The sequence below is a fragment of the Bacillus sp. JJ1521 genome, assembly GCF_036965165.1.
In the GTDB taxonomy this organism is placed as follows: Bacteria; Bacillota; Bacilli; order Bacillales; family Bacillaceae_L; genus Ferdinandcohnia.
In genome coordinates this window covers 20,592-31,470 of sequence record NZ_JBALOX010000013.1, presented here as the reverse complement: position 1 = coordinate 31,470, position 10,879 = coordinate 20,592, and the positions used below count along the sequence as shown (strand labels likewise).

Sequence of the window (10,879 nt, the reverse complement as noted above, 5' to 3'; positions counted from 1 at the left end):
CGAACGCAATGCAGTTGCCACTAAAAAGTCCTTCATCGGGCTTATGAGGTCCCGAACGCAACGCGGTTGCCACCGGAAAGTTCTTCAACAACGGCAGGCACTTTACACCAAATTTTCCCTCAGAAGTTTTTGAAACCAACGTTCGTGTTGGTTCGTATATAATAGTAAGACTTAAATGTTAGGAGTCGATGGTATGAATTCGTTTCTCGCTTTTATTGTTAAATCGTTCGTTTCAGTCCCGACAACGGTTACTGTTTGGTTAGTAAGCTTTTTTGCGTTTGATCTAGCTTACCTACTTTCGTCTGGTTATGCATTATTAGGCGGTGCGATTGCCTACATAGGCACGTCTGCCATAATAAAACAATCCTTTTTACGAAAACATCGGCTTTCGAGGAAGGAATATCAGTATATTGAGAGAAATTTAAAAGAAGCAAGAAAAAAACTTGCTCGATTAAATAAATCCATTTTTACCGTTCGCCACATTCCGTCATTAAAGCAAAGAGTTGACCTGCATCGTGTTACAAAGAAAATTTATCGCTTAACGAAGAGTGAACCTCGGCGCTTTTATCTAGCAGAACGATTCTATTTTTCGCATCTTGATTCAGTTGTGGAGTTAACCGAGAAGTATGCTTTTCTTTCATCCCAACCGAAGAAAAATAGCGAACTTGAACGGTCACTACATGAAACACGCAGGGTACTTGAAGAATTAACGAACACAATTGAAAAGGATTTACACAGAATGCTCTCGAATGATATAGAAGACCTACAATTTGAAATCGATGTGGCAAAAAACTCGAATAAACAAGCAAATGATTCTCAGTTCATTGATCAAAACAGGAGGTAAATCAATATGAGTGAACAGTATTCTCCAAAATATAATGAATCACCCAATTTAATGGATGAATTACTTGCAAATCCATTTGATGAGAAAAAAGAGGAACAGGAAAATCCACTTATCATAACGCAAGAAGGTGAGAAAAAGCCTGTTCGTTTGGTAGATGTACTGCCGGAAGAAAATAAAGAAAAAGCACTACAGCTTGCGAAACAAATTGACCCAACCAATCACCAAGCGATGATTTCGTATGGAACACCAGCGCAAAACAAGCTGCTTTCATTTTCTAACACAATGCTAGAACATGTTCAAAAGAATGACGTGGGTGAAGTTGGAAAAATCATTTCAGACCTGATGAAAAGTCTTGATGGTATGAGTCCTGAGGAATTGAATCCTGAAAAACGATCTGTTATTTCACGGATCTTTGGAAAAGTCTCTAGTTCCGTTCAGGAGGTACTGTCAAAATATCAAAAAACGGGGGCACAGATTGATCGAATCAGTGTGAAGCTTGACCGAAGTAAAAATGTCCTATTATCAGACATTGCGATTTTAGAAAAGCTTTACGGCAATAATAAAGATTATTTTGATGCGTTAAATGTCTATATTGCTGCAGGTGAACTGAAGCTTGAGGAGATGCACAAAAAAATCATACCAGAAATAAAGAAACAAGCAGAAGCAACGAATGATCAAATGAAGGTTCAAGAAGTAAATGATATGGTTCAATTTGCAGACCGCCTTGAAAAACGTGTTCATGACCTGAAACTAAGCAGGGAAATCACCATTCAAAGTGCACCGCAAATTCGTCTCATTCAAAACACAAACCAGGCACTTGTGGAAAAAATTCAATCATCGATCATGACGGCAATTCCGTTATGGAAAAACCAAGTGGCGATTGCGTTAACCTTAATCAGACAGCGTAATGCAGTAGAAGCACAAAAACAAGTTTCGAAAACAACAAATGACCTTTTACTGAAGAATGCTGAAATGTTAAAAAGCAATACGCTTGAAACAGCGCGGGAAAATGAGCGCGGTTTAGTCGATGTGGAAACATTGAAGAGAACAAAGGAAAACCTGATTTCTACATTAGAGGAAACATTACGTATTCAAGAGGAAGGCCGTAACAAGCGTCGTCAGGCAGAGCTTGAGCTTGCTTCGATGGAAACAGAATTACGTCAAAAATTATTGGATATCAGGACAGACTGAAAAAAGGATAGGTACCGTCACGGTATCTATCCTTTCATTTTTAGGATGCCTTTATCTCGGTCCCAGCAGTTTCTGTGCGTTTACTAAATTGACTCATTACAAGTCCTAATGCTGTACCAACGAGAGAGGGAACGATCCACTCTAATCCAGCAGAAGCAAGTGGAAGCATATTTTTCATATCCTGAACAGGTCCTAGGTCAAGCCCAAATGCATTTAATCCGCTGATGAGTGCAAATACACCAGTGAACAACATCGCAGAACCATAAACAGTTTTCACATTTTTAAAATAACGACTAAAGAAGGTTAACACGACTAACACAATTAGTAGTGGGTAAGTCATCACTAAGAAAGGAATAGAAACTTTTAAAATCTGTGATAATCCAAGGTTCGAAAGGGTAAACCCAACTAATGTCACAATAAGTACGACTGTTTTATAGCTTGCCTTCGGAATTAAGTTTGAAAAGTATTGTCCACAGGCTGTTGTTAATCCAACAACGGTTGTGAAACAAGCTAATGTGAAAATCAAGCCAAGCAGTGCTGTTCCACTTTGTCCAAATAATTGGGTGGCTGCTGAAGATAAAATACCTGTACCATCTGTAAATGTCCCAGTGCCAGCCATCTTAGCACCAATTAATCCAATTCCAACATAAATACCAGAAAGCAGAACCCCTGCAATCATTCCAGCTTTAAAAGTATGTCTTGTTAACTGTGAGCGGTCTGAGATACCTCTTTTTTGGATCGAGTTTAAGATAACAATACCGAATGCCAAAGAGGCAAGAGCATCCATGGTGTTATAACCTTCAATGAATCCTGTGAAAAACGCACCCGTTTGATAGCCTTCTGTTGGACTAAGGAAAGGTGTATCAATCTTAAATAATCCAACAGCGATTAAAATGACGATTGCAACAACTAATGTTGGAGCAATGAAGCGTCCCATATATTGTTCCATTTTGCTTGGGTTTAAGCTAATAAAATATACGACTCCAAAGAAGACAACTGAGAAAAGTAATAAAATAAGAGCTGTATTTGTTGATTCAGATAAAAATGGGGTAATCCCCATTTCGAACGCAACGTTTGCGTTTCTTGGAATCGCAAGAAATGGTCCGATACATAGATACACAGCAACCATAAAAGCTGTACTAAATACAGGATGGACGCGATCGCCCATTGCCTGAGCACCCCCTTTTACAAGGGAAACAGCAAAGATAACCAATACCGGTAATCCGACTCCAGTTACGATAAATCCAAGCATAGCAGTCCAAAAGTTTGTACCTGCGCCAGCGCCTAAAAACGGTGGGAAAATTAAATTTCCAGCCCCAAAGAACATTGAAAATAACATAAAACCAATAAATATAGTATCTAACTTCTTCATCTTGAATCTCTCCTTTTGTTGTTTTTTGGGACAAAGGGACAGGTCCATTTCCCAAGACAAAATAAAAAAACCTCGCCCCCAAAAAAGGGACGAGGTTAACTCGCGATACCACCCAAATTCCGCACTTAAAAAAGCGCGACGCTCACTAACGTACTAACATACGTCTTCCTTGTAACGGCGGATCCCCGTCAAAGCTTACTTTTTTCGGCTTTGCATCTCTGAGATGATTTTCGGATGGCTCTGAACATCGACTTTCAGCAACTGTCGACTCTCTGGGGAACAGGATTCCAATCGTACTCTTTCTCGTCATTGATTTTTAATATATTGGTATAGTATCAGAGGGTGGAAAAAAGGTCAATAAGTTTTTTGATAGTTTTTATAATTAGGAGTTTGGATGACAAAAAAACTATTAGGGGAGTAGTGATAACAAGAATGTGCTATTCATTGTTAATTTCAGGAGAGACCTTTAAAAAGGGCAGCTTAACCGATTCTGCCCTTTTAAAATTATACTAATTCACCTTCAATCCCTCTTTTACAAGCAAGGACATTTTCAATTATTTGATTAATAAACTCATCGGTAATCCGATATTTTGGAACACTGACACTAAAAGCGCCATGATTTTTGCCATTAGCGGTAATACTTGCCCCTACACAGAAGATATCTGCTTCGTGTTCTTCATTGTCAAATGCAAATCCGTTTTTTCGGATTTCATTGATTTCTCTCATAAAACCTTCTTTAGTTGTAATCGTCTTTTCTGTCTTTTTTTCTAATGTATGGTTGTTCAAATAGTCTTCAATTTGTTTGTCGCTTTGATCGGCAAGGATTGATTTTCCCATTGCGGAACAATAGAGAGGAATTGCTTTTCCGACACGGGAATACAGGGAGACGGGATTGAAACTTTCTAATTTTGTTATATAGATTATGCTTGATTGGTCAAGAATGCCCATATGGACAGTTTCGGTTGTTTCTTTTCTTAGTTTTTCCAAAAAGGGCTGTGCAAGATCTTTGATTTCGGATTGGTTTAATGCTTTGTTGGCGTATTTAATAATCGCTCTACCTAAGCGGAATTTTTTTGTTTCCTCATCCTTTTGCACATAGCCTATTAATTGAAGAGTATCTAAAATTTTTAATGCAGTAGGGCTAGTTAGCTCCGTTTCTTTCGCTATTTGTTGAAGGCTTTGAGGTTTGTCGACAGTGGACAAGTATTTTAAAATATTATCGGCTTTAATAAGGACAGTGCCATATGGTTGCTTCTTTTCTTCCATGGTATTCACACTCTTTTCGTAAATTTCCGTAAATTATTAATCTATCTGTTGAAATCCCTTTCACTATTATATATAATGGCATTATAAGTTTCCATATAATAAAGTTAATTTCCAAATAGGAAATAGTCAATAGATTTTGGAGGCAATTATGAAAAAAATAAAGATACTCTCAAAAATCGCGGATTGCGGCGTAGTCGCCGTTGTCCGAGCAGACTCAAAAGAAGAAGCAGTTAAAATCTCAGAAAGCTGTGTAGAGGGTGGAATCAAAGGAATCGAGGTGACCTTTACAGTTGATGGAGCTGACGAGGTTATCAAGGAGCTCGCTTCTATTTACCAAAACAGTGAAGTTGTAATTGGTGCTGGAACCGTTCTTGATGCAACCACTGCAAGAATCGCTATATTAGCAGGAGCACAATTTGTTGTGAGCCCTAGCTTTGATGTAGAAACTGCTAAACTATGTAACTTGTATCAAATTCCGTACATGCCGGGATGCATGACCATTACGGAAATGAAACATGCACTTGAATCAGGTGCAGACATTATTAAGCTCTTTCCGGGGAACGCCTTTGGACCAGATTTTGTGAAAGCGGTTAAAGCACCACTCCCACAAGTGAATGTCATGCCGACGGGTGGAGTAAGCCTTGATAATATTGATCAATGGATTAAAAATGGTTGTGTGGCTGTTGGTGTAGGCGGAAATTTAGTTGCTCCTGCGAAAACAGGAGATTATGCGAAAATAACCGAATACGCAGCCCAATATGTCGCTAAAGTTAAAGAAGCAAGAGGGGCGTAAACCATGAAAAAGATTGTTGTATTTGGTGAACCTTTACTTCGCTTTTCTACTAATTTGGGAGAACGCCTTTTTCAATCAGATCAGCTTTTAATGCATTACGGTGGTGCTGAGGCAAATGTAGGAGCATCCCTTTCACGTTTTGGCTACGATGTCTATTTTGTTGGGAAAGTACCGAATAATCCACTCGGTCAAGCATATGAACGACATTTACATTCATATGGGATTCATACTGATTGTCTTATAAAAGGTGGGGAGCGCCTAGGTACATACTACCTGGAAACGGGTGTAGGTGAAAGAAGTGCACAGGTCACATATGACAGAAAAGGCTCAAGCTTTGCACAGTTGTCGATGAATGAAATTAATTTTACTGAAATTTTACAAGGCGCTGATCTGTTTCATGTATCAGGGATTACACCCGCACTCTCAAAATCCTTGCAGGGATTAACGTTACAGGGTTTAAAGATTGCCAAAGAATTAGGTGTCAAAACAAGTTTTGATTTTAATTACCGAGCAAAATTATGGAGCCTTGACGAAGCTTCCGCTGCGATCAAACCATTTTTACCATACGTAGATTTTTGTTCATGTGGAGAATTGGATGCGCTTAACCTATTGGGAATTGAAGAAGCAGATGATTCGTTGGACCATTCTGGAAAACTTGCTTTTTACTATAAAAAGATTACTGAAATGTATCCGAATATCAAATTCTTATACTCTACTTTTAGAGAAGTGTTTTCTGCTTCGCATAATCGATTGCAAGGCAATTTATTTTTCAACGGAGAGTTGTATCAATCAAGGGTGCATGACATTAACCAAATTGTAGAAAGAGTTGGGGGCGGTGATGCGTTTGCTTCTGGAATACTTTTTGGAATTTTAGAAGGACACGAGCCCGAGCAAATTGTAACCTTTGGTACTGCAGCTTCTGCATTAAAACATACTATTCATGGAGATAGCAATGTCTTTTCGGAAGAGGAAATCAAAGCATTTGCCGAAAATGCACCAGGTAAAATCGTCCGTTAAAGATATTCAAATATAAATAATATTACTTTTAGGAGGAATATAATAATGGAAACAAAAATGGAAACACGTTATGCAAATCATCCGGAGGAAATTAAACGATTTAATACAGATGAGTTAAGAAACCAATTTTTAGTTGAAACAATTTTCGAGCCTGGTCAGGTAAAGTTAACATATACACATAATGACCGTATGATCTTTGGTGGAGTAACACCTACTGACAAAGAATTAACAATTACGCTTAATAAAGAATTAGGTGTAGAGTATTTCTTAGAGCGCCGTGAATTAGGAATTATCAACATCGGTGGCGAAGGTATGGTCATCCTTGATGGTGAAGAGTATAACATGGTTCGACAAGATGGACTATATGTTGGTAAAGGAACGAAGGAAGTATTATTCCGCTCAAAGGATCCAAACAATCCTGCGAAATTTTATATCAATTCGGCACCCGCGCACCACAAGTATCCAACTGTAAAAATTGATATCAATGAAATTACACCATTTGAAACAGGCGAGCCTGGAACACTTAACGAGCGCAAAATCTATCAATACGTACATCCAAATGTATGTGAAAGTAACCAACTACAAATGGGTCTAACGATGCTTTCTCCAGGGAGCGTTTGGAACACAATGCCATGTCATACACATGAGCGCCGAATGGAAGTTTACCTATACTTTGATATGGAGCCAGAAACCCGTGTATTCCACTTCATGGGTCAACCGGACGAAACAAGACATCTTGTTATGAAAAATGAACAAGCGGCGATTTCGCCAAGCTGGTCAATTCATACTGGTACAGCAACAAGCAACTATACATTCATTTGGGGTATGTGTGGCGAAAACATCACTTACACTGACATGGATGTTGTACCAATGGAAGATCTACGATAATCAGAAACTGGGGGATATAGAAATGACAAAACAATTGTCTGATTTCTCATTAGACTTTTTCTCTTTAAAAGAAAAGGTTGCTATTGTAACTGGCGGAGCTACTGGGCTAGGTCAAGGCTTTGCAGTTGCATTAGCAAAAGCTGGAGCGGACCTTTTTATTACCACACACGGCACTAGCTGGGACGAGACAAGAGAATTAATCGAAAAAGAAGGGCGTCGCGTCGAATTTTTCCAAACGGATTTATCAAAACGTGAAAATGCAAAAGAAGTAGTAGCGGCATGTGTAAAAGTATATGGAACAGTTGATATTTTAGTTAATAACGCAGGTACAATCCGTCGTTCTCCAATCCTGGAATACAAGGAAGAGGATTGGGATGCGGTCATCGACCTTAACTTAAACTCACTTTACTTCTTAAGCCAAGAGGCCGCAAAAGTAATGGTTGAACAAAAGAGCGGAAAAATTATCAACGTTGCATCGATGCTTTCATACCAAGGCGGAAAATTTGTTCCTCCATATACAGCAAGTAAGCATGCTGTGCACGGACTTACCAAGTCCTTTGCCAACGAACTTGCTGAATATGGAATTCAAACAAATGCCATCGCACCTGGATATGTAGAAACAAATAACACAACACAAATCCGTGCAGATGAAAAGCGCAATGCGGAAATCCTATCACGTATTCCTGCTGCACGCTGGGCAACTCCAGCCGACCTGATGGGTGCGGTCGTTTTCCTAGCAAGCCGTGCATCTGATTATACGAATGGCCATACCCTTGCTGTTGATGGTGGATGGTTGGCAAGATAAAAATACAAAAAAAGCTGTTTCGCAACCCTGCGATTCAGCTTTTTTTGTGGGTTTGGATGACGAAATCCGAGTCATGCCTATTTTTATAAATGATTACTATTTTTTGTTGCATAACGTAACAGTGTTATGTTACATTATTTTTATAGAAAGGAGCCGTTAGAAATGAGCGAAGAGTTATTATCGAAAAAAGATTTACTAGAAGTAACAGGCATTTCTTATGGGCAGCTTTACAGATGGAAGCGAAAAGACTTGATTCCTGAGGAATGGTTTATTCGTAAATCCACCTTTACTGGGCAGGAGACCTTTTTTCCAAAAGAAAGGATTCTAGAACGAATTGACCGGATTCAAAAAATGAAGGAAAATCTATCTCTCGATGAAATGGCGGAAATGTTCTCACCGAGCGTCGGTGAAATGAACCTGACTAAAATGGAACTCGTGAAACGAGGCCTTGCTTCTGAAACAACCATCAATCTCTACCTAGAACAAATTAAAGAAAGCCCAGATCAGTTTCATTTTGAAGGAATCTTAACGGTCTATTTAGTTGAAAAGCTTCTGCAATCAGGAGATATCAGTCTTGAGGAAGCGAAAATGGTAATCCAAGTTTCAAATGAATATTTTGCAAAAGAAAAACAAAGCTACGGTGAACTAGTGATCATCCGCAAGCTAGGAGTTTCAACATGTTTTATCGTGCAAAGTACAACAGATTTAGTAATCGAACAAGGAACAAAGCTAATTGTTAAGATCGCTTTTGTGAATGAAATCGAGGAACTGCGAACAAAACTTATATAAACGGAGGCTTAAGTATGGTGAACTTAGAGAATCAAGGGAACTTACTAATTAACGGAAGTGGTTCATCCGGCGGTGGCAGCTTTAAGAAAGTATTAATCAATGGAAAAGGCACCGTTCATGGTGATATTGAGTGTAATGATTTTAAAATCAACGGCACTGGCACCGTTACAGGAAATATAGAAGGAAATGAAGGACAAATAAACGGAAGTGGAAACATTGAAGGCTCCATCGAATTTGATCAGTTTACTATAGATGGTACTGGCGGCATTCTTGGCAATGCAAAAGTGAATAAAATGAAGATTTCTGGTAAAGGAAAAATTGGCGGCAGTTTAAAGGGAGAAGAAATAAAAATTAAAGGTAAGGTAACTGTAGGAGAAGATTGTGAGATCGAAGAATTCAAATGCGAAGGTGGCTTTGCAATCGGAGGATTATTAAACGCGGACGTAATAGATATCTCTATAGCCGGTGAATGCCGCGCTAAAGAAATCGGTGGTCGAATCATTAAGGCCAAGAAAGGAATTTTTAGTTTCCTAAATAATATTTTTAAATCTGTCTATCCAATCTCCCTGACAACAGAAATGATCGAGGCAGATGAAATTGATATCGAATATACAAACGCCAAAATGGTTCGAGGAAATAACGTCAACATCGGCCCAAACTGTGAAATTGACGTTGTTGAATACAAAGGAACATTCACACAAGACCCATCGTCAAAAGTAAAAGAAGCTATTCAAATCTAATAGAACAATGTTTTGTTAATGTCCTTCATTCTGCCTGAGGGGCATTTTTATTGTGAATAGGTCATAGGGTACCTGGATGTGCGTTATCTTCCAGTTATTGGGAAGTTGACGGCACTCCAGTTACTCTGGGAGTGCGACTAATTCCAGTTATTAGGAGATTGGTGGTACTCCAGTCGCTCTGGGAGTGCTGCACATTCCAGTTATTAGGAGGTTGGAGACAGTCCAGCGGTTCAGGGAGTACGCTGTCTTCCAGTTATTAGGAATTTGAAGGTACTCCAGTCACTCTGGGAGTGCGGCGCATTCCAGTTATTAGGAGGTTGAAGGCACTCCAGCCGTTCAGGGAGTACGCCACAATCCATTTATTAGGAAGTTGGTGGTGTTGTAGACCAGACACATTTGCAAGTCATCAACTTTCTAACGAAATATTCACGATTAGTCCAAGTAGAGAATAAACATTCTCCCGAACAAAGTACTTTTTGCACTTTCCCCAAAAGATAGTTAGAATAAAAACTAGTCAAATTAACTTTATTCAAAAGAAGTCGCTCCTCCTCCAAGCGGGGTATGATTGCAAAAAATATATACAATTTAGTGATGAGTTTAACCTAAGGCTGAATAAAGTTAAAGCCTCCGGCGGATGCCACGATTTTTTCAGAGGAAATTTTTCGAGCAAGCTCGAAAAAAATCGGGCGCAAATACGCTCAAGGCGCATTTGATAGTGAACAGAACAAGGAAGGTACAAAACAATGTCAAAATGGTCTCAATTAGATGAAATGAAACCTTTAATACAGGAAATCTGGCAGGAATCGGGCTTCGAAGCACCGACAGGTATTCAAGAAAAAGCGATTCCCGCAATCCTCCAGGGGAAGGACGTCATTTGCGAATCCCCAACGGGAACAGGGAAAACTCTTTCCTATTTACTTCCTGCAATACAAAAGCTCGACGAAACAAAGAACGGAATCCAAGTTGTAATCCTTGCCCCATCCCGGGAACTCGTCATGCAGATTTTTGACGAGGTAAAAAAATGGACGAAAGGCACAAACATCGTAAGCGGCTCTTTCATTGGCGGTGCAAATGTAAAAAAACAAGTCGAAAAGTTAAAAGAACGTCCGCAAATTGTGATTGGAACAACGGGGCGTATTATTGAACTAATTAAAATGAAAAAAATGAAAATGCA

The 10,879-nt window shown here is 39.1% G+C and carries 11 protein-coding genes and 1 other annotated feature; of the genes, 9 read left to right on the top strand and 2 right to left on the bottom strand.

The window, feature by feature from the left end; translation table 11 throughout:
* Positions 1-193 precede the first annotated feature (193 nt).
* Together V7147_RS03005 and V7147_RS03000 are read left to right on the top strand one after the other, a co-directional pair.
* The gene (locus V7147_RS03005; RefSeq protein WP_335366379.1) at positions 194-844 is read left to right on the top strand and encodes a 5-bromo-4-chloroindolyl phosphate hydrolysis family protein; all 651 of its coding nucleotides are present in this window, start codon (positions 194-196) and stop codon (positions 842-844) included.
* Positions 845-850: 6 nt separating this feature from the next.
* Positions 851-2,035: a toxic anion resistance protein gene (locus tag V7147_RS03000; protein WP_335366378.1), complete on the top strand. Its 1,185-nt coding sequence runs from the start codon at positions 851-853 to the stop codon at positions 2,033-2,035.
* A gap of 40 nt (positions 2,036-2,075) precedes the next feature.
* On the opposite strand, the gene brnQ is transcribed toward V7147_RS03000, so the two are convergent.
* Together brnQ and V7147_RS02990 are read right to left on the bottom strand one after the other, a co-directional pair.
* Positions 2,076-3,407 carry a branched-chain amino acid transport system II carrier protein gene (gene brnQ / locus V7147_RS02995; protein WP_335366377.1) on the bottom strand — a complete coding sequence of 444 codons (1,332 nt, stop codon included), beginning with the start codon at positions 3,405-3,407 and terminating at the stop codon, positions 2,076-2,078.
* Positions 3,408-3,489: 82 nt separating this feature from the next.
* Positions 3,490-3,726, bottom strand: a binding site (T-box leader).
* A 185-nt stretch (positions 3,727-3,911) separates the two neighbouring features.
* Positions 3,912-4,673, bottom strand: coding sequence for an IclR family transcriptional regulator (locus V7147_RS02990; protein ID WP_335366376.1), 762 nt, complete (start codon positions 4,671-4,673; stop codon positions 3,912-3,914).
* Between the two features lie 148 nt (positions 4,674-4,821).
* Here V7147_RS02990 and V7147_RS02985 point away from each other — a divergent pair, with 148 nt between their 5' ends.
* The 7 genes from V7147_RS02985 to V7147_RS02955 form a co-directional block, all read left to right on the top strand.
* Positions 4,822-5,466 (top strand): bifunctional 4-hydroxy-2-oxoglutarate aldolase/2-dehydro-3-deoxy-phosphogluconate aldolase, encoded by a 645-nt coding sequence (locus V7147_RS02985; protein ID WP_335366375.1) that lies wholly within the window; start codon positions 4,822-4,824, stop codon positions 5,464-5,466.
* A gap of 3 nt (positions 5,467-5,469) precedes the next feature.
* Complete coding sequence (locus V7147_RS02980; RefSeq protein ID WP_335366374.1) at positions 5,470-6,483, top strand: sugar kinase; 1,014 nt, start codon at positions 5,470-5,472, stop codon at positions 6,481-6,483.
* A 57-nt stretch (positions 6,484-6,540) separates the two neighbouring features.
* Complete coding sequence (gene kduI / locus V7147_RS02975) at positions 6,541-7,371, top strand: 5-dehydro-4-deoxy-D-glucuronate isomerase (protein WP_335366416.1); 831 nt, start codon at positions 6,541-6,543, stop codon at positions 7,369-7,371.
* A gap of 22 nt (positions 7,372-7,393) precedes the next feature.
* Positions 7,394-8,176 carry a 2-dehydro-3-deoxy-D-gluconate 5-dehydrogenase KduD gene (gene kduD / locus V7147_RS02970; protein ID WP_335366373.1) on the top strand — a complete coding sequence of 261 codons (783 nt, stop codon included), beginning with the start codon at positions 7,394-7,396 and terminating at the stop codon, positions 8,174-8,176.
* A 162-nt stretch (positions 8,177-8,338) separates the two neighbouring features.
* Positions 8,339-8,965 (top strand): YhbD family protein, encoded by a 627-nt coding sequence (locus tag V7147_RS02965; protein WP_335366372.1) that lies wholly within the window; start codon positions 8,339-8,341, stop codon positions 8,963-8,965.
* 14 nt (positions 8,966-8,979) lie between these two features.
* On the top strand, positions 8,980-9,705 hold the full coding sequence (locus tag V7147_RS02960; RefSeq protein WP_335366371.1) for a polymer-forming cytoskeletal protein: 726 nt from the start codon (positions 8,980-8,982) through the stop codon (positions 9,703-9,705).
* 743 nt (positions 9,706-10,448) lie between these two features.
* Positions 10,449-10,879: DEAD/DEAH box helicase family protein (locus V7147_RS02955; protein ID WP_335366370.1), on the top strand; the 431-nt coding region annotated here is incomplete at its 3' end.